The sequence below is a fragment of the Vibrio sp. R11-SG3-ISO3-SZ genome, from assembly GCF_059834345.1.
The window spans coordinates 1-19,295 of sequence record NZ_JCBDGX010000134.1 but is presented as its reverse complement, the minus strand read 5'-3'; the positions used below and the strand labels follow the sequence as shown (position 1 = coordinate 19,295).

Here is a 19,295-nt window from a genome sequence, read left to right as displayed (position 1 = left end):
CAGAAGTTATTCCACTAGCAGCGCTTTTATCTTTGGCATCACCTCTTTTGTGGCGAGGTACCCGGCTTCAATAGCCTGCTCTTTTTCATCAAATGCACCGCTGCTGCTTGGCTCAAACTTTGGGGCAATGATGATGTCTGCACTATTTAGCTCTTGCTGAGATAACCGACAGCTCTGCATGCGAAAAGTAGCAAGGGTGACCTTGCTTGCTTGTGCGTCAGGAGTCGGTTGATTGTGGCAAAATATATCGACTGCAATGATCTTTTGTGCGCCTAACTCTCTTGCCGCATCGACAGGAATCACGCTAAGAACACCACCATCAACCAGAATATCTCCTTGGTGCTCAATCGGGACAAATGCCCCAGGGATTGTTGATGAGGTTTGCACCGCGTTACCGGGATTTCCGGAACGAATCATCACGACTTCTTGCGTTGTGAGATTGGTAGCGGTAACGGCGACAGGTATTGGCATATCAGTTAAGTCATCATAGTCAACTTGGCTATTTATCCATTCAGAGAGTCTTTTCCCATTAACTAACCCTCTTGAAGACACCACAAAATCGGCCAGATCTAATATGCCAATCTCTTCAATTGCCGCTTCCATTTTCTCAACGCTCATGCCCGATGCATAGAGGACCGCCGCGATTGAACCTGCGGAAGTGCCGCTCACCACTTCTGCTTTTACCCCCTCTTCTTCGAGCGCTTTAATAACCCCAAGATGCATAAACCCTCGAACACCACCACCGCCAAAAGCAATACCGAGTTCATGTTTATCAGGTACTGGGGTCGTTACTGCGTTAAGGTCTTCGTAAACATTAGGAGAAGAGCAAGCCACTAAGCTGGCTGCTATGACTGAAAACATTAGCCTCTTGAACATCAAATTTTCCTAAATTGTGGAATCATCATCGTCTGATCCTCTGTCATCTTGTTGAGCTAGTTACTTCGATTTGTAAGCTGCTATCGGAGCGAGTATCGTCAATAATAGTTGACTATATCTCTCAAAAGGTTTGCTCAAATAGGTCAAATACTCTTTAAAAAATGCCTATTTGTATCACCACGGCGATTGAGGCACAAAATGAAACAGAGAATTAAACAAATAGTAGAGAGCCGGATTGTTGAAGATGGCATGGTCGAAACGGGCATCAAAGGTGTTAGTTTGTTTCGAGTGACGCACTCGATACCCTGTGCACCTGCGGTATATGAACCGACGGTGATTGTTATTTTGAGTGGTAAGAAAGAAGCGATTCTCGACGGCGATCATTACGTATATGACAGCAGTCAATATATGTGCTGTACAGTCTCTCTACCCGTCGAAGCGGGGACACCTGAAGCCTCTCCAGAAGAGCCTTTGCTAGGCGTTTATATTTCTCTAGATACCAAGGTTATGACTGAACTGGTGATTGAAATGGAGAGTGCCGTCAGCGCGATAAAACGACCAGAAAGTGGCTCGCAACCACCTGGTATGTCACTGGCTAATTGGGATGATACCTTTTCTGATGCGCTACTTAGGTTACTTCAATTGGGCGACAGTAGTATCGATACCGCTATCTTGGGTGAAAGCCGTCTGCGGGAATTCTACTACGCAGTGCTGAAAGGCGATGCTGGTATTTCTGCAAGAAGAGCGTTTGGAATTGGAAACGAAATCGCGAAGGCGATCGAGTACCTGTCACTGAACCTGAGTAAGAACGTCACTATTGATGAGCTCGCTTCTATCGTTTGCATGAGTCGTGCAGTTTTCCATCGTAAATTCAAACAAGCAACTCGTATGTCCCCTATCCAATTTATGAAGTCTATGCGCTTAAACAAAGCCGCTATGAAGATAGCAGGAGGGATGGGCGTTAACGAGGCTGCAATGGCGGTAGGGTATGTGAGCTCTTCTCAATTCAGCCGTGAGTTTAAACGTATGTATGGCCAATCGCCTAAGCAATGGAGTCAAGCCAAGGGCATGATTGAGAATATTGCGTAGTTAGCGAATTATTAGATAGTTTAAAATGCCTATTTGATACAAATAGGCATTTTTTAAAGAGCAATTCGCCTATTTCCTGTTCTGGGTGATAGATATAGTAATTCCACTGCGTCAGTGAAAGGTGACTTGCCGTGAAAAAAATTATTCTATCTATAGGAGTCAGTATGGCACTTGCTACTACAACCTTTGCTAAGGACATCAATGAGGATCTTTACCAACTGGAAAATACGGTTCATGACATGGAAGGTAATGTCTATCGAACGGTGACCATCGGTGATCAGGTCTGGTTAGCTGAAGGGCTGAGAAGTACCAAGTTCCAAGATGGTTCGGCTGTTAGCTCTGACGTCATTCCAAAAGATGATGAAGCTAACTTGTTGAAATATGGTCGACTATACAACTGGCATGATGTCGCTGATGAGAGAAACTTATGTCCTGCGGGTTGGAGAGTTGCGACAGATGAGGACTGGAAAAAGCTTGAGCGAAGCATTGGCATGCCTGAAGAGGAAGTTCACCAAGAAGGTTGGCGAGGCGGTGACCAACAGCTTGGCTTACAGCTAAAAGAGGCACAAGCTGACGGGCCATTTAAAAAGGTGGATCAGTCTTTAGTCAACAAACATAACTTCTTTGCCAGACCTGCTGGTGTTAAATGGAATGGCTTTTACATCACAGAGGGAGCTTATACCGAGTTTTGGACTGCCGATAGCGCATCTGACGCTAAAGGTATCATTCGCACATTGGCTTACTCTTGGTGGAATGCGCACAAAGGCGAAATTCGTCGTGCGACCAGCTCAAAAGATTATATGTTCAGTGTTCGCTGCGTAAAAATTTAAATTTGATCCAGAAGTTTTCTTCACTATATCAATAGCGCTTTCATTGTAGTTCTTCTATTTCTACTCGGTACTCGATATGACATATTCTTCAATTTTAATTACCGGCGCAAACTCTGGACTTGGGTTTGAGGCTGCTAAACAGTTTGCCCAAAGAAAAGGTATTTCAAAAATTATTTTGGCATGCCGAAGTGAAGAGCGAGCGGAACAAGCGCTTCAGCAGTTGGAGAAACTCACAGGCAAGAACATTTTCGAAACATTGATTGTAGATGTAAGTGATTTAGAGTCCTGTCGAAAAGCAGCTGAAAATCTTGATACCCAAGTCGATGGCATTGTATTAAATGCTGGTGGTGCAGGCGGTTCTGAGCCTACAAAACTTACAAAAGATGGTGTTATTTTTACCTTCGCAGTTAATGTATTAGGGAATATCCATTTAGCGGAACGTTTAATGAATACCGGGAAGTTAAACACTAGGGGATCGGTCGTGTATGTCGCCAGCTTTGCAGCAAGAGGAGCGCCTGAGATTGGCGCCGCGAAACCGCCGATTACAGAAGGCTCGATAGAAGAGTGGGTATCGGTTGTAAATGGAGAAAAATTTGCCCAAAACAAGGCATATACTGACCACTATGGTTCGGTAAAACTTATGGGTGCCCTATGGACCATGAGCATGGCACGCAAACATCCGAACTTTAGGTTTGTCACTGTTGATCCAGGAATGGCAGCGGGTACATCGGGGGCAGATGCTTTCCCTTGGTATCAAAAATGGGCAACCAATGCCACAATGAGAGTTCTGCAGTTCTTTGGTAAAGCACATTCTGTTGAAGTGGGTGCCAAACGTTATGTGGACGTGATGCTAAATACAGAGGATTTTGAGACTGGTATTTGGTGGGGCAGTGAAAAAGGGTTAACGGGAAAATTAGCCAACCAAGCAATACATTGGCCGGAAATTATTGGTCAAGAGTCAGTCCAAGATAATGCAAATACCGTTATTCATGAGTTTATAAAGTAGAAGTTTTAGTGTGAAATTATTCAGAGAACTCAAACAAATTTGAGCTATTGGATTAAAAATCAATAGCTTCAACTGACGGGTTATTGAGTCCCAAGTCCCAGAAAAACAGAGCAACCGCTAAGTCACTCATATTACCGTCGAACACTACACGCTTCGGGTGGCTAATTAAAACTAAACGCCCCCGAAGCGGCTCGATTCAATTGAGCTGTTGATGGTTTGATTGGTTAATTAGGCCAATAAATCCACAATGGCTTTGCCAACAGCGTGCGCGCTAGTTGGATTTTGCCCTGTGATAAGGCGGTCATCGACAATCACAAACTCTTGCCATGGCTGGACTTTAGAGTAGCGTGCAGCACTGCGTGCGAGAGACTCTTCAAGAAGAAAAGGAATGTCATTGATTGTACCGAAGTCAACTTCTTCTTCGCGAGTAAAGCCTGTCACGGATTTAGAGGCGATGAGCTTCTCACCGTTGCTGAGTGTGATTGGCAGAAGAGCACCAGGACCATGACATACTGCCGCAATAATACCGCCGTTTTCATAGTGTGTTGCGGAGATATTTGCGAATTCTTCATTGCTTGCTAGGTCTGAAAGAAGGCCAAAGCCTCCAGGATAGAAGATCGCATCATAGTGTTCTCCGTTCACTTGTGAAACAGGGATCGTGTTATTGATGCGGTTTTGGAAATCATCATTCGCTAAGATTTTCTCGTTGACCACATCACCTTCTATATCGGTACCGTACAGTGGCGCATGACCACCTTTGATTGAAGCAATATCGTACCCAAAGCCAGCTTCAAGCAGTTGGTCAAGCGCATGAGTAAGCTCTGGCGCGTAAGTTCCGTTCGCTTGGTCGGTATCACCGAGTGTCGCGTGGTTTGTCACAATAATTAGTACTTTTTTCATGCTGCTTTCCTCAAATGATTTGCGTCTCTTTGTTCAACACCCTCATACTATTTGCTATTCAAATGAGTGATAATACACTGGTTTGACAAAACATTATTGCTAAATAGCAAAGGTAACTATGGATAGCTTTGAGGGTATCAACGAATTTGTTACGGTCGCGGAGAGCTTAGGGTTTTCTTCTGCAGCAAAACAATTAGGTTGCAGTACGAGTCACGTTAGCCGCCAAGTGACGAAATTAGAGGAACGACTGGGTGTGGCGTTGTTAGCTCGTTCAACACGGATGGTGAGCTTAACTGAGGCCGGTCGAGCGTATTACCAGCAATGCAAAGAGCTAGTGATTGGGCTCCAACAAGCGAACGAACAGCTTACGACACAGCAAACTCAGTTAAGTGGTACGTTGCGCGTTAGTGCCGCTGGCGCATTTTCTGAAAACTATGTCGCTCCTGCTCTGATGGAATTCGCGAAACTGCATCCCAATCTTACCGTAGAAATTAACTTCAACACCCGTATGGTCAATTTTATTGAAGATGGTTTTGACTTTGCCATCCGTTATGGACAGTTGAGCGATTCGGGTTTGGTCGCGAGAAAACTCGTTGATCGACCCATGGCAGCAGCAGCCAGCCAGCACTATATTGATGAACATGGTCTGCCTATTCATCCAGAGCAGCTAAAGCAGCATAGCTGCATCATTGCCAATAAGGATGTCTGGTTGTTTGAAAAGGATGGAAAGCCCTTAGATGGCGTCAAAGTTCAGGGGAGATGGAAAAGCAACAATGTCCACACTGTTTTACAGGCTTGCAGCGAAGGATTAGGCATCGCGTATCTACCCAAAAGCAGTTTTAACGATGCCCTTTCATCCGGTCGATTGGTCCCTATTCTGGAGCCTTATTGGGGAAGTGGTAATAGTAGCTGGATTGTTTATCAGAACCGTCACTTCCTGCCATTGAGAGCAAGGTTAGCGATCGATTATCTTCTTGAGCGCTTTTCAAAATGGCAAGAGTGAGAAACTCGGTACAAATGTGAGCAATCCAATCATCGATTGGATAATCTCTACATTTAAATTCAAAGTGGATAATTGGTGGGTTTGAGAAGCACGATCAAGTTTAAATCACGGTCTCATTAGTGTATGCGTGATACCATAAACACGTTCTTTTTCCACCGAGACACATACATGTCATCAGATTACTACGGAACCAGCGCCGGTTATGCGCGCAAAGAAGCGGGCTATCGTGAAAAAGCGCTGAAACTTTATCCTTGGGTATGCGGCCGTTGTGCCCGAGAGTTTGTCTACTCCAATCTTCGTGAACTCACCGTGCACCACAAAGATCACGACCACACTAACAACCCAGAAGATGGCAGCAATTGGGAGCTGCTTTGTCTCTACTGCCACGATCATGAGCACAGTAAATACCTAGAGCACGATCGCTATGGCAGCGAAATCAAGCCAGGTGAAGATGATCACCAAAGCGCGACTTACAACCCTTTTGCCGATCTGGCGAAGATGATGAAAAAATGACAAGGCGCTCGCCATCACAAGGCAAAATCATCGTTTTTCTTTCTATATGCGGAGGGCGTCATACCTGTGCATTGTTTGAAAATGCTGTTGAACGATGATTTTGATTTGAAACCGCAGTTAAGCGCGATATCCAATAAGGTGAATCGGCGAGTATGCGGATCTTGTAGCTGACGCTTTACTTCATCCACCCTCCATTCATTGATGAATTGAAAAAAATTCTTATTCAATCCATTGTTTAAAAGTGACGATACTTCTCGCCTCGGCATCCCAAGTGAGTGAGAAAGTTGATATATCGTCAGGTCCGGATTTAAGTAGAGCTTTTCCGTTGTCATTAGTACATTGAGCTTTTGCAGATCTTCTGGGGCGTATGTTGGGGCGTTGACATCATCACCAACAGATGAGGTTTGCCTTTCATCTTGTTGCTCCCAACCCAAAGTTTGGTGTAACGGAGGTTGTTCTACTCCAAAGACGCACAACACGATAATAAAGGTTAGATATGAGAGCAGATGAGCGTCCATCGGATCAAGCAACGAGGTATCACCTGACTCATTGATGATATTGAGCAAGACCAAAAAAGCAAACAGTGAGGGAATGACGTAAATCCAAATCAAACTGATCGTCGACCCTTGCTGGGAGAAATAAGTGGATAAATTTCTATTATGTTTGCGAAGTATGCGAATAGTCCAAGCCGAATAGATCATAAAGATGATCAGATTGCATTGACCAAAAAACGCCAACATCCCCTCGATGACATCCGGTTTAGCACTGATGAAGTTCAGTTTATCCAACAAGCTGGAACTTGACCCAGGTAGAACAACGGCGTCTGGCTGATAGAGCGTGAATAGTGCGTAGAAGAGCAGGAAAGGGATCATGTGAAATGCGTACTTGTACGATGGCCAATACTCTTTGCTAATTAGCTGTTGTGTATAGATGAGCATGATTGGGCCATGCAATAAGTTTAATGCTGGATTAAGCCACGGAGCCATTAAGTGTGGACCGTGATCGTTTATCAAATCCAGCATGTGGCTAGTAAATGGAGCGAGTAAGACAAATAACCAGATCGTAATAATCACATATCCACGATGGAATTGAGGTTGCCTCAGCATCTTGAGGACGGTAAATGCCGATAGAGTCAGTGCAATGACCCCGAGGTTCCATGTCATATTGAATTCTATCACTCTCACTTTTCCTCGTTGACAACAAAGGTTTTTGTTTCGGCAAGCTGTCCGTTATTTCTTCGTGCATATCATATTGGAAAAATATAAAAAGTTCTAAAAATAGCGTCCAAACTTATGTTTTGGGACGATCGAGTTTGGGCTTGAGGGAATACTGTGGCTTATCAACTCAATACTAATTAGGTGATTTAGATGTTAAAGGTTCTTAGTAAAGCAGTGCTTTTAGGATTGATGACTGCGACAGCATTCCCGCTTCTCGCCCAAGACGATTTCCCCAAGTTACCAGATACAGGGCAATCGGGTCATTTTGATACTAACGGAAAAGCATTGGCTGCTTCGAGTGACAGTTTGTATTCAGGTCAAGATGCGTCTTATGAAGGCGTGCCTTTGCGATATCAAGACAATGGTGATGGTACAGTGACCGATTTAAATACCGGCTTAATGTGGCAACAAGATCATGACACAACGAGAAGAAACCTAGCTGACTCAGTAGCGGTTGTAGAATCAATGACCCTCGGCGGCTATGATGATTGGCGCCTCCCTACCATAAAAGAACTTTATTCTCTCGCCAACTTCGATGGTGAATTAATGAAGCCCGAGAGTGGTGCAGTTAGCCAACCTTATATCGATACCGAATACTTCGATTTTGAATACGACAAGCGTTTGCCTTTTGCCGGTGCATTTTGGTCTAGCACTGTCTATAACAAAGGTTCGGTACAAAATTTCACCACTCATGGAGGTCTACAGGGTGGCTTCGGTTTTAATTTTGCCGATGGACATATCAAATCCTATGAAACAGGGTTGTTTTTTGATGGGTCAGAAATTCAGGACTCCGATAATATGTTTGTACCAGGTAACTACGTACGCGCAGTTCGTGGCACAACGACTCTCTATGAAATGGATTACGTTGATAATCAAGATGGTACCGTTACAGATCGCTCGACTGGCTTGATGTGGGCGAAAAGTGACAGTGGCGAAAGGATGAACTGGGTTGACGCACTGGAGTACGCCGAAAACGCCACTTTGGCAGGGTATAGTGATTGGCGTTTACCTAACGCAAAAGAGCTTCAATCTCTGGTTGACTACGAAAAGAAAGATCTACCCGCGATCAACACGACTTATTTTGATGTGACACCAACTCAGTTTGAGTCAAGCAATGATTCGTACTATTTTTGGACGAATACCACTCAAGGTGACTTTAAACACACGGCGGTCTACGTTTCTTTTGCGCAGGCATGGAGTAAGAAAAATTCTGATTCTACTCAATACTACGATTGGCATGGCGCCGGCGCACAACGTAGTGATCCCAAAAGCGGTATACCTGCCGACTATGAGCTTGCTTCTGAGATGGCCACGGATTACATCTCAATTGATAATTGGGTTCGCTTGGTGAGAGACGTGCAGTAAGTTAATGTTGACGCCTAACTAAGAATTGAGGGCTGGGATCATCTTGCGTGAATGAAACAGATTGGACACGCTCTACAGCATTTTGATTTCAGTCCTTGCCCCCTAGACTCACAAGACACGCCATTTCCTCGCTGGCTCTCCCACAAGTTCAGCGAGTATTTTCTCTGTTCACTATCACAAATGTATATCAGCCTTTTCTAAAATAAAGGCTGATATATCAGTGCGATCGATTATTAACTAAAGCATCATCACGGCAATTGTTGACTATACTTTCGTTTAGATAGCGTTCTCAAAGGCGAAGTGTTTGTGACCAAATCCATTCTGATTGTTGATGATCAGCCCATTATCCGCACCATGTTAGCGTCCACGCTTAATGCGTTGGGGCGCTTTGATATTCATGAGGCAGGGAATGGGGCGCAAGCGTATGACGTAGTGGCAGGGGCGCATATCGATCTTATCTTTTGTGACATTAATATGCCCGATTCGGATGGCCTCTACTTACTGCAAAAGTTGAGTAATGAACGATTTCGCGGCGACATCGTCATCATTAGTGGTGAAGACGATGCGCTGATTCGCTCTACACGCACACTCACCGATAGCTACCATCTGCGCATTTTAGGCGTATCGTCCAAGCCCATCACGGCTGCGATGATTCGTCACTACCTGCATCGTAAACCGGGCTGTGATGTGCACGATCAACCGCTCGAGAGTGAGCCGTTAACGCCGCAAGTGTTGGCAATGCATCTCGATAACAAACATGTAAAAGCGTATTTTCAGCCACAATACTCATTAGATACGATGCAGTTGATGGGCTTTGAAGCCTTGGCGCGAATCGAACCCGATGAGAAGACACTGATTCTGCCCGGCCGCTTTATTTCGACTGCGGAAAACAGCTGTTTGATGATGCGGCTCACCTTGCAAGTGATCAACGCCGCCATGCACGCTTTTTCTCAGTTAGGCAGCGCGTACGACCATCTCACCTTATCACTCAATGTCTCTAGCCAAGTGCTGGAAGATGAGCACTTTCCGCAGTGGTTGTCGGACAAAGCGGCAGAGTTTCGCATCAGCAATCATCGCATCGTGTGCGAACTGACCGAAACCTTGATTTCAAACGATCCACAAAGCGTGCATGTGTCGTTACTTCGCTTGCGGATGCTCAATTTCGGCGTCTCGATTGATGATTTTGGTACTGGCTATGCAACCCTCACCCAGCTTCACTCTCTACCTTTTAACGAGCTCAAAATTGACAGGAGCTTTGTGTTTGATGTGCTGGAGAATGAAAAATCACTGGCCGTATGTCAGCGCTGTATTGGCCTTGCCCAAGACTTTGGTCTCAAAGTCGTGGCTGAGGGGATTGAAGACAATAAAACGCTGCAAGCGATACAGCGTTTGGGCTGTGATATCGGTCAAGGGTTTGGCTTAGCTCGCCCTGAACCTAGTGAGCAGGCGGTAGCGAGAGTCAATCGTGGCCAAGTGGGATTATGGACTGAGCACCGCAAACAATAGCTCTAATAGCCTAAGGACAGAAAATGAAACTTTCAAAGCAATTGCCAATAGGACTGATGATTGTTGGACTTTTCATGATGTCCGCGACCTATCTAATGCTGAGTAAAAGTGATGGGCTGCTCAAGCAATACACTTCTAACGGCTTAGAGCGAGAAGCCAAATATCTGACCTATTTGATTGAACAAAACTTAATGGAGCGCTATCACGACGCGTCGATTTTTCCTTTAGTGCTGGGTGAGTTGGAAAACGAAGCGGAGCTCAAATACGACGTCACAGATCCGGAATTTTTGGCCTCGCTTAATCGCCTTATCAAGAACTATTCAGTCTATCGGCGCATCGGTATCATGGATCTCAATGGAGAAATGATTGCAGAAAACAGCCGCAACCATTTAGGAAAAACGATTTTCAGTAACAATATTTCCAAATCAGAGGTGGTCGAATCCGACTGGTTTAAAGCGATTTCTAGCGCCGAGCACGCCGTCGGGGATGTGTTTTTCTTCGGTCCAACCAAGCGCATTATCGATACCAATGAGCAGCAGTTTGATCTCCTGATAGGCTCAAAAATCTACGACACCCAAGGCACCCTGATTGGCTATTGGCTCAATATCTTGGATTTTACTATTGTTGAGCAGCGCTTTGAGAAAGCCTATCAACTTCTGGCGCAGAAAGGCTTACCTTATGCCGAGCTCACCCTACTGGATGAACAAGGCAACGTGATTGTTGATTACGATCCATTTGTCCAACAAACCACCACCTATGAGCGCGACTTCTCTGTCGTGGGGCAGATCAATTTGGTCAATGAGGGGGTTGAAGGGGCAAAACGAGCGATTGCTGGTTTGACGGGAACAGTAATCTCGACCCATGCGCGTAAAGGTATTGAACAGTTTACTGCTTTCGCTCATTTCAGTACTGAAACTGACCTTCCTATTCCTAATTGGTCGACCTTGATCCGGGTCGACAAAAATATCGCCTACAACGAATACGCTGAGCTGATGAAACTGGGCAAGTGGATATTCTTTGTCGCGTTGATGTTGATCATCTCACTTTGGTATCTCTCCTCGCGCATATTGACGCGCCCTTTGCAAAAGGTGACTCAAGCCATACTGGAAATCGCCAATGGTAACTTGGAGCCAGAGATTGAAAAGCGCCAAGGAAAAGATGAAGTCAGCTCGATCAACAACGCGTTACTGGAACTGAAAGAAAAACTGTATGAGCGGGATGGATTGCTCAGTGAAGTGAGCGAGAAGCAGCAGCTAGTCGAGCTTCAACGCACGGCGATGAACGCGATGGCTTCTGGCATCATGATTGCCGATGCCAGACAAACCTCGATGCCGATCATCTTTGTCAACCAGGCGATTGAATTTCTCACTGGTTACCGAGCAGACGAACTGATCGATCAACATTATCAAGTGCTCTGGGGAGCGGAAACAGAACGTTTGTCTAAGCAGCGCGTAATGGAAGCCATCGAGCACGGCAAAAGCTGTACCTGCGTGATGATCAATTACCGGAAAAATCTCACCACCTTCATTAATAACCTCAGTGTTGATCCCGTCTTTGATGATGAAGGCAAGGTGACCCACTTTATTCTGGTGCATAACGACATTACGGAAATTAAGAAAGATGACGAGATCGCAAGGCTTGAGCTTGAAAGACGCATCGAAGAGAGTACCAGAGAGTCACGCGAAGCCGCCAAGCGTTTAAGAACCGTGTTTGATACCGCCATCGATGGCTCGATAGTCATGAATGACAAAGGGATCATTATTGACGTAAACCACTCGTTGGAGTTGATGTTTGGTCGCAAGCAGCACGAAATGATAGGTCAACCTATCGCAGTGCTCCTACCGCAAACCACCCTGAAAGACAACGAAGCGCGCCAATGCTATTTTGACCAAGAGATCCGCCAATTTATTGGTCAACTGCGAACCGTCAAGGCGCAACACAAAAGCGGGGCCATCATCATTGTTGAAATCTCAGTGGGCGAAGCGAGATTGGAAAACGAGAGCTTGTTTGTCGCTGCAATACGCGATATCACCGAGCAGCAAGCGATCAAAGATGAGCAATTAAGCCTGCAAAAACAGCTAAAAGAACGAGAGACCATTTATCGTACCGCTTTCGACCAAGCCGCCGTCGGGATTGCTCGTGTTGCGCTGGATGGAAAAATGTTGGAAGTCAACCAGCGCATCTGTGCCAGTTTAGGGTACTCCGAACAGGAGTTGCTTGAACTGAATGTGGTAGACATTACCTATCATGAAGATCTCTCTTTAAGCAAAGGCTATTTAAAGGACTTGCTAGAAGGCAACTCAGACTTTTATACCCTAGATAAGCGCTATATCCGCAAAGATAGAAGCGTTTTCTGGGCAAATCTCAACATCTCTTTGGTGAGAGATGACGAAGGGCAGCCCAAATATTATATCTCCATTATTGAAGACATCACGGAACGCAAGACCTTTGAACAGGAGCTGCGTGACGCACGCGATCAACGCGAAGAGTTGATTCGCGGAATCAACATCGCGTCAGAAGCGGGTGGGATTTGTAACTGGGCGTACAACATTGAGACGGATGAATTGCGTTGGGATCCGAGTACCTATGATCTTTATGGCGTCGAAGAGGGGCTCCCACTCACCTACGTTGACTGGCGTGACCGCGTGTTGGAAGAGGACATTGATGCGATAGAGAAAGAGATTCAAGACGCGATGCAGTTTGATTTGGCGATCGAGTCGGAATTTCGTTTTCGTCGCAAAGGACAGCGCGATGTACGCTGGGCGAAGGTGGCGGCGGCTATCGTGTATGATGACGACAACAAACCGGTCAAGATGTTTGGTATCAACATCGACATTACCGAGCAGAAACGCATCCTAACCGAGTTAGAAAAAGAGACGCTCGCTGCCCAGCGGGCTAACGAGGCGAAGTCGGCATTTCTTGCGACCATGAGCCATGAAATACGCACCCCGATGAACGGCGTGATCGGCATGATTGAACTGCTGAGACAAACCCCACTCAACGCCGACCAAAAACGCATGGCGACCACGGTACGCGACTCTTCATTTGCCCTGCTTGATATCATCAACGACATACTCGATTTCTCTAAAATTGAGTCAGGCCAAATCGACATTGAGTGGACGCCCAATTCGCTGCTTGAAATCATGGAAAAAACCGCTGCAAATCTTTGGGTCAACGCGTCGGACAAAAACGTCGATCTGGTGTTGGAGCCCGATTTGTCTATCCCACAAAGCATCGCCATTGACTCCCTACGCATCCGACAAATTATCCTTAACCTAACGGGCAACGCGATCAAGTTTTCCCACTACGAGGACAAACGAGGATTAGTGAAGTTGGTGAGCCGCTTTGACCACACTCAATCGTTGCTACACATCGAGGTGCGTGACAACGGCATCGGCATCAGTGAAACCCAATTGCAATCGCTCTTTACTCCCTTCCAGCAAGCGGACACCTCGACCACTCGTAAATATGGCGGGACAGGGCTTGGCCTGAGCATCACCAAATCTTTTGTTGAGTTAATGGGAGGTGAAGTGGCGGTGCGCAGTGAAGTAGGGGTCGGCAGCACGTTCTCGCTCACGATTCCCATTCCCGAGGTGATTGACCGTACGCCAGAATTTAGCAACGTGATGTTGACGAATCAGCCGATTGTGATTGGCTTAAGTAAAGCGCCGTTCCAAGACGGCTGTAAACACTGCTTAACCCAATTGGGTGTAACGGACATGACGGTGTTATCGAGCCCACAAGAGTGGCAACCCGTCACTCGTCGTGAGGGCGACAAAAAGCCTGTCTTGATCTGCGATCCGTTCTTTGACGCAAAAATTAACAGCGATGGCGCGCTGCGTTTAATGATCGAAGAAGACCCAATCAAACCCAAAGGTTATGCAAACCCATACCTATTCGTGATTGCAGGCCATCCGCTTAAACCGAGTGAGTTGATTCATGGCATTGGCGTGCTTTGCGGTCTGGTGAGTCCGGATTTTCAATGGCCAGAAGAGAGTTTAGAAAGCGCGCATGGCGCGAGTGCGTCGATGCTCACCCAACTTGCCACCGAAGGGGTACGTGTGCTGGTGGCTGAAGATAACAAAACCAACCAGATGGTGATTGGCCGTCAGTTGGACAATCTCGGGATCGCCCATGATATCGCCAATGATGGGGTCGAAGGTCTAGAGATGTGGGAAAGCGGTGCTTACGACTTAATTTTAACCGATTGCCATATGCCCAATATGGATGGCTACGAGCTCACGGCTCAGATCAGGCAGCGTGAAGCACAGCGATCTCAAGCACGGATCCCCATTATCGCGATCACCGCTAACGCCTTAGTGGGAGAAGCGGACACCTGCCTCAAAGCGGGCATGAGCGACTACATCTCCAAACCGGTCGAAATTGGTTTATTGAAGAGCAAACTGGCGCATTGGCTGAAACAGATCAGTGCCGCGCAAGCCAGCGCTCCTGATACGCAGGAAGGCGAAACGGAAGAGGGGATGGAAAAGGGTCTGAGACTAGAGACCTTAGTTGAGGTGATTGGGACCGATGACAAAGCGATCATCAGTGAGATCCTCACCATGTATTGGGAAAGTATTCAAACGGAAGTGGCCGATCTTGAGTCGGCCATCTCTGCTTTGAACTATAATAAGATCAAAAGCTTGGCGCACGCCGCGAAAGGCTCTTCGGCTTCAAGTGGCGCGGCTTATGTGAGTGAACTGTTTAAACAGATAGAGCTGAACAATCAAGACGTTGATTTAGCAGCGCACAACATCGAGCAGATTAAGACGGAGCTGACGCAGATAGAGCAGCAATTGAACACCTTGGGCATTCTTTAGTTTCACTGATTTAAGGGCCGAGAAAAGATATGGATAAATCGATTACCGTTGTGGTGTTTTATGAGTCACATGAAATTCGTGACTTAATGGAGGAGGTTCTGCGTGGTCGGGCGAGTGAACTGGTCTTTTCCAATTTAAAAGAGGATCAAAAAGAGTTTATTGAGTTTGCGCGTGGTCAGCACACTGCCTTCATGTTCATCTACGCCTTTGAAGACCCTAAGTTTGCGATTGATTTGTACCAGTTGCTTGATTCACACAGTGCGCTGTCGAACATCATGAAATACCCTCATTTGTCGGTGTTGTTTTGTAATCGAGAGTACCGTGAGCAAGCCTACCAAGAGTGCATGTCGAAGCGCTTTTTTCTCTACGACACGATCAATCCTGTTTATGACATGAACAAGGTGCGTTTGCTGTTGGATCTCACCTCTGAGGCGCTGATGCAGCAGATCAAAGTCAGCGAATTGGAGCAAGAGATAGAGGATTCGCGCCGAGATATGTTCGACGTGTCGCTGCAACTCGATGGTATCGAAGGATCGATCAATGATGAGAAAGGCATTCAGGGTGGTCTTTTGGATGATTTGGCAAGGGATCTCAATGAATTAGGTGAGCGCCATGAAAGCCTAGAAGGCGATGAGACCAGCGGGCGTATGAAGCAGGGCTTAGATGAATTTAAGAACCATAATGAGGTCTACTTCAGTGATCTCGGCGCTCAGGTAAGAAGTGCTAAGCCGAAAACCAAAGAAACAGAGCCTTTGGTGATTGTCGCCGATGATCAGAAAATGATGCTTAAAATCATCACCACGATTTTGCAACCGAAAGGATTTCGGGTGGAAACGGCCTCGAATGGCGCTGAAGCGATTATGAAAGCCAAAGTGTTCCCACCCAGTGCTGTACTACTCGATATTGATATGCCTGTGATGAACGGTGTTGAGACATTAAAAGCGTTTAAAAAGCTCGAGCCACTTAAACATGTGCCCATCATTATGCTGACCAGCAATACCGATAAACACAGCTTTGTCGAGTGCCTCAAATTGGGCGCGGTGGATTACATCGTCAAACCGACTAATGCGGAAACCTTGCTCAAAAAGCTGTTGGCGGTGGTATAGCGCCTGAGCCCAACACAGCACATTTTTGCCACAAGCCGAGTTTAGTGTTGTGCACTTTGTTTAGTGGGCTAATTAACAATATTTCGAGCACATAATTTTTATCTTGTGCTGCTCATGTGTGTAAACCTTACTCGTTGTTCTCCCCTCACTGTTAAGTCGCGCACTTGACGCTGGTGTCACGCCATATCTATAACTTTCAGTTATTTGAAGGCGTTTATTGTCGCCAAAATGTAGCAATTCTGTGTCGTTTTTACGGATTTCTTCTCACCCGTTTTCGCCTCTCAATCAGGATTGATTCTTTACGTTAATGAAAAATCATTTGAGTTCGAACTAATTTTCAGGCATTTTATATTTAACTGAACGTTCAATAAAAAATAAATGGAGCCGTTTGATGCCGAAAGTTGGGATGCCACAAATTCGAAAACCGCAGTTGGTGCAGGCCACCATGACGGTGATCGATCGCGTAGGATTACACGCGGCCAGTATCTCTCTGATCAGCAAAGAAGCGGGTGTGTCGACGGGCATCATCAACCACTATTTCGGCGGTAAACATGGCCTGTTAGAGGAGACGATGCGTGAGATTTTGCGTCAGCTCTCAACCACCATCACCGAGAAACTCAAGGTGTTGCCAAAAGACGCCCACGTTGAACGCATCAACGCCATCATTGATGGCAACTTTGTCGGTTATCAAGCAGAGAATAAGGTGGCCAAAACCTGGTTGGCTTTCTGGTCATACTCAATGCACGACGCTCAGCTCAAACGTCTTCAGCAAGTCAATGAGAAGCGCTTGCTCTCTCATCTGAAGATCGAACTCAAGGCGCTGTTCTCTGCCGAACAGGTGGAGGTGGTCGCGCACGGTATCGCTGCGTTGATCGATGGGATTTGGATTCGCGGGACGCTCAACCCGCAAGGCATAGACGCCGATATGGCGCGCCAAATCATCAACGATTATCTCGATAAACAACTCACGTTTTACTCACAAAAATAATTTAAGTCAGACTTTACATGGATATGAAATCACTATTTATCGACGGTAAAGCCCACCAGGCCACGTCTGGTGAAACATTTACCACCTACAACCCGGCAACGGGTGAACCTTTGGCGACCATAGGTCAAGCCAGCGAAGCCGATCTCGTGCTTGCGATTGAATCGGCGAAGAAAGGCTTTGCTGTTTGGTCAGCGATGAGTGCCATTGAGCGCAGCCGCATTTTGCTCAAAGCGGTGGCGCTGCTGCGTGAGCGCAATGATGAACTCGCCGCACTCGAAGTGTCGGATACGGGTAAACCTTTGCAAGAAGCGTTGGAAGTGGACATCGTCACCGGCGCAGACGTGATCGAATACTTTGCCGGGCTTGCTCCTGCGCTTCAAGGTGAGCAGCAGCCGCTGAGTGAATCACAGTTCTTCTACACACGTCGCGAGCCGCTGGGCATTTGCGCAGGGATTGGCGCGTGGAACTACCCGATTCAGATCGCTATGTGGAAATCCGCACCCGCACTCGCCGCAGGGAATGCGATGATTTTCAAACCGTCGGAAGAGACACCACTGACCGCGCTGAAACTGGCTGAGATATTCACTGAAGCAGGGCTGCCTGATGGTGTCTTTAACGTCTTGCAAGGGGACCATCGCGTTGGTCAAATGCTGACCGCACATCCTGATATCGCCAAGGTGTCGTTTACTGGTGAGTCGGGTACGGGCAAGAAAGTGATGGCAGACAGTGCGCGCACGCTCAAGCACGTCACCATGGAACTTGGTGGTAAGTCACCGCTGATCATTTTTGATGATGCCAAGCTAGACGATGCGGTGTCGGCAGCGATGGTGGCGAACTTTTATACCCAAGGCGAAGTGTGTACCCACGGCACTCGTGTGTTTGTGCATGAGTCATTATACCCCTCATTTATAGAACAACTTAAAGCGCGAACCGAGAAACTGGTGGTTGGCGATCCTATGGATAAGGCGACCCAGATTGGCGCGCTTATTTCTAAAGAGCATCAACAAAAAGTGCTCGCAGCGATTGAAAGCGCCAAGCAGAGCGGCGCGACCTTATTGACTGGCGGTGAAGCGGTGAAAGATGGCGCGCTAGCAAGCGGCAATTTTGTTCAGCCAACAGTGTTTACTGATTGCGATGACGATATGCCTCATGTGCAGCAGGAAATCTTCGGCCCTGTCATGTCCGTGCTCACCTTTAGCGATGAAGACGAGGTGATCGCACGGGCGAACAATACCGACTACGGCTTGGCAGCGGGTGTCTTTACTCAAAACCTGTCTCGAGCGCATCGAGTGATTCATCAGATGCAAGCAGGTATTTGCTGGGTCAACACTTGGGGCGATTCCCCGGCAGAAATGCCAGTGGGCGGCTACAAGCATTCTGGTCTTGGTCGTGAAAATGGCCCAGAAACCCTGCGCCACTATACCCAAACCAAGAGTATTTTGGTGGAACTTGGCGGCTACGAAAGCCCATACGCGTAACGGGAGGCAGACAATGACAACTCGTTACGACTACATCATTGTGGGCGCCGGTTCAGCGGGCTGTGTACTGGCAGACAGATTGACCGAAAGCGGTGAGCACCAAGTGCTGCTGCTTGAGGCCGGGGGCAGCGATAAGAGCATTTTTATCCAGATGCCAACGGCGCTCTCTTACCCCATGAACAGTGAAAAATACGCATGGCAATTTGAAACGACGCCTGAGCAAGGCTTAGATGGCCGACAACTGCACTGCCCAAGGGGCAAAGTGTTGGGTGGTAGCTCATCCATCAATGGCATGGTGTATGTGCGCGGTCACGCCTGTGACTTTGACCAGTGGCAGGAACACGGCGCCGAGGGTTGGAACTACCAAGCCTGTCTGCCTTATTTCCGCCGAGCGGAATCTTGGCAGGGCGGCGCAGATGCCTACCGAGGCGGCGATGGGCCGCTTGGCACCTGTGGTGGCAACAATATGGAGCTCAATCCGCTATACCGCGCCTTTATTGATGCTGGCGTGGAAGCGGGCTATCCCGAAACCGACGATTACAATGGCTATCAGCAAGAAGGTTTTGGTGCGATGGACATGACGGTAGACAAAGGGGTT

The 19,295-nt window shown here is 47.0% G+C and carries 15 protein-coding genes; 12 read left to right on the top strand and 3 right to left on the bottom strand.

The window, feature by feature from the left end:
• Positions 1-6: 6 nt before the first annotated feature.
• Complete coding sequence (locus tag AC6R1O_RS15700) at positions 7-876, bottom strand: patatin-like phospholipase family protein (protein ID WP_500637190.1); 870 nt, start codon at positions 874-876, stop codon at positions 7-9.
• A gap of 198 nt (positions 877-1,074) precedes the next feature.
• Between AC6R1O_RS15700 and AC6R1O_RS15695 the strand changes: the two genes are divergently transcribed.
• The 3 genes from AC6R1O_RS15695 (at position 1,075) to AC6R1O_RS15685 (ending at position 3,801) form a co-directional block, all read left to right on the top strand.
• On the top strand, positions 1,075-1,965 hold the full coding sequence (locus AC6R1O_RS15695; protein ID WP_500637189.1) for an AraC family transcriptional regulator: 891 nt from the start codon (positions 1,075-1,077) through the stop codon (positions 1,963-1,965).
• A 164-nt stretch (positions 1,966-2,129) separates the two neighbouring features.
• A complete protein-coding gene (locus AC6R1O_RS15690) occupies positions 2,130-2,795 on the top strand; it encodes a fibrobacter succinogenes major paralogous domain-containing protein (protein WP_500637188.1) in 666 nt (221 codons plus the stop codon).
• Positions 2,796-2,871: 76 nt separating this feature from the next.
• Complete coding sequence (locus AC6R1O_RS15685; protein WP_500637187.1) at positions 2,872-3,801, top strand: SDR family NAD(P)-dependent oxidoreductase; 930 nt, start codon at positions 2,872-2,874, stop codon at positions 3,799-3,801.
• A 228-nt stretch (positions 3,802-4,029) separates the two neighbouring features.
• Here the strand turns inward: AC6R1O_RS15685 and AC6R1O_RS15680 are convergent, their stop codons facing one another.
• Positions 4,030-4,701: a type 1 glutamine amidotransferase domain-containing protein gene (locus AC6R1O_RS15680; protein WP_500657349.1), complete on the bottom strand. Its 672-nt coding sequence runs from the start codon at positions 4,699-4,701 to the stop codon at positions 4,030-4,032.
• Between the two features lie 118 nt (positions 4,702-4,819).
• Here AC6R1O_RS15680 and AC6R1O_RS15675 point away from each other — a divergent pair, with 118 nt between their 5' ends.
• Both AC6R1O_RS15675 and AC6R1O_RS15670 read left to right on the top strand, forming a co-directional pair.
• Positions 4,820-5,704 (top strand): LysR family transcriptional regulator, encoded by an 885-nt coding sequence (locus tag AC6R1O_RS15675; protein WP_500657348.1) that lies wholly within the window; start codon positions 4,820-4,822, stop codon positions 5,702-5,704.
• A 168-nt stretch (positions 5,705-5,872) separates the two neighbouring features.
• Positions 5,873-6,217, top strand: a complete 345-nt coding sequence (locus AC6R1O_RS15670) for a YajD family HNH nuclease (protein ID WP_334553357.1) — start codon at positions 5,873-5,875, stop codon at positions 6,215-6,217.
• A gap of 14 nt (positions 6,218-6,231) precedes the next feature.
• Here the strand turns inward: AC6R1O_RS15670 and AC6R1O_RS15665 are convergent, their stop codons facing one another.
• On the bottom strand, positions 6,232-7,380 hold the full coding sequence (locus tag AC6R1O_RS15665; RefSeq protein ID WP_500657347.1) for a helix-turn-helix transcriptional regulator: 1,149 nt from the start codon (positions 7,378-7,380) through the stop codon (positions 6,232-6,234).
• Between the two features lie 204 nt (positions 7,381-7,584).
• Here AC6R1O_RS15665 and AC6R1O_RS15660 point away from each other — a divergent pair, with 204 nt between their 5' ends.
• The 7 genes from AC6R1O_RS15660 to AC6R1O_RS15630 form a co-directional block, all read left to right on the top strand.
• Positions 7,585-8,799 (top strand): Lcl C-terminal domain-containing protein, encoded by a 1,215-nt coding sequence (locus tag AC6R1O_RS15660; protein ID WP_500657346.1) that lies wholly within the window; start codon positions 7,585-7,587, stop codon positions 8,797-8,799.
• Positions 8,800-9,105: 306 nt separating this feature from the next.
• Positions 9,106-10,305: an EAL domain-containing response regulator gene (locus AC6R1O_RS15655; protein WP_500657345.1), complete on the top strand. Its 1,200-nt coding sequence runs from the start codon at positions 9,106-9,108 to the stop codon at positions 10,303-10,305.
• 23 nt (positions 10,306-10,328) lie between these two features.
• Positions 10,329-15,125: a PAS domain S-box protein gene (locus AC6R1O_RS15650; protein WP_500637342.1), complete on the top strand. Its 4,797-nt coding sequence runs from the start codon at positions 10,329-10,331 to the stop codon at positions 15,123-15,125.
• Between the two features lie 29 nt (positions 15,126-15,154).
• Positions 15,155-16,231, top strand: a complete 1,077-nt coding sequence (locus AC6R1O_RS15645) for a response regulator (protein ID WP_500637341.1) — start codon at positions 15,155-15,157, stop codon at positions 16,229-16,231.
• 391 nt (positions 16,232-16,622) lie between these two features.
• Positions 16,623-17,219 carry a transcriptional regulator BetI gene (betI, locus tag AC6R1O_RS15640; RefSeq protein WP_487903301.1) on the top strand — a complete coding sequence of 199 codons (597 nt, stop codon included), beginning with the start codon at positions 16,623-16,625 and terminating at the stop codon, positions 17,217-17,219.
• Positions 17,220-17,236: 17 nt separating this feature from the next.
• Positions 17,237-18,697, top strand: coding sequence for a betaine-aldehyde dehydrogenase (gene betB / locus AC6R1O_RS15635; RefSeq protein WP_500637340.1), 1,461 nt, complete (start codon positions 17,237-17,239; stop codon positions 18,695-18,697).
• 13 nt (positions 18,698-18,710) lie between these two features.
• Positions 18,711-19,295 (top strand): GMC family oxidoreductase N-terminal domain-containing protein (locus AC6R1O_RS15630; RefSeq protein WP_500657344.1); only part of this gene is annotated, 585 nt, incomplete at its 3' end.

Coding starts and splice junctions, on each gene's coding strand:
- AC6R1O_RS15700 (WP_500637190.1), bottom strand. CDS start 876: ATGTTCAAGAGGCTAATGTTTTCAGTCATAGCAGCCAGCTTAGTGGCT.
- AC6R1O_RS15695 (WP_500637189.1), top strand. CDS start 1,075: ATGAAACAGAGAATTAAACAAATAGTAGAGAGCCGGATTGTTGAAGAT.
- AC6R1O_RS15690 (WP_500637188.1), top strand. CDS start 2,130: ATGGCACTTGCTACTACAACCTTTGCTAAGGACATCAATGAGGATCTT.
- AC6R1O_RS15685 (WP_500637187.1), top strand. CDS start 2,872: ATGACATATTCTTCAATTTTAATTACCGGCGCAAACTCTGGACTTGGG.
- AC6R1O_RS15680 (WP_500657349.1), bottom strand. CDS start 4,701: ATGAAAAAAGTACTAATTATTGTGACAAACCACGCGACACTCGGTGAT.
- AC6R1O_RS15675 (WP_500657348.1), top strand. CDS start 4,820: ATGGATAGCTTTGAGGGTATCAACGAATTTGTTACGGTCGCGGAGAGC.
- AC6R1O_RS15670 (WP_334553357.1), top strand. CDS start 5,873: ATGTCATCAGATTACTACGGAACCAGCGCCGGTTATGCGCGCAAAGAA.
- AC6R1O_RS15665 (WP_500657347.1), bottom strand. CDS start 7,380: ATGACATGGAACCTCGGGGTCATTGCACTGACTCTATCGGCATTTACC.
- AC6R1O_RS15660 (WP_500657346.1), top strand. CDS start 7,585: ATGTTAAAGGTTCTTAGTAAAGCAGTGCTTTTAGGATTGATGACTGCG.
- AC6R1O_RS15650 (WP_500637342.1), top strand. CDS start 10,329: ATGAAACTTTCAAAGCAATTGCCAATAGGACTGATGATTGTTGGACTT.
- AC6R1O_RS15645 (WP_500637341.1), top strand. CDS start 15,155: ATGGATAAATCGATTACCGTTGTGGTGTTTTATGAGTCACATGAAATT.
- betI (WP_487903301.1), top strand. CDS start 16,623: ATGCCGAAAGTTGGGATGCCACAAATTCGAAAACCGCAGTTGGTGCAG.
- betB (WP_500637340.1), top strand. CDS start 17,237: ATGGATATGAAATCACTATTTATCGACGGTAAAGCCCACCAGGCCACG.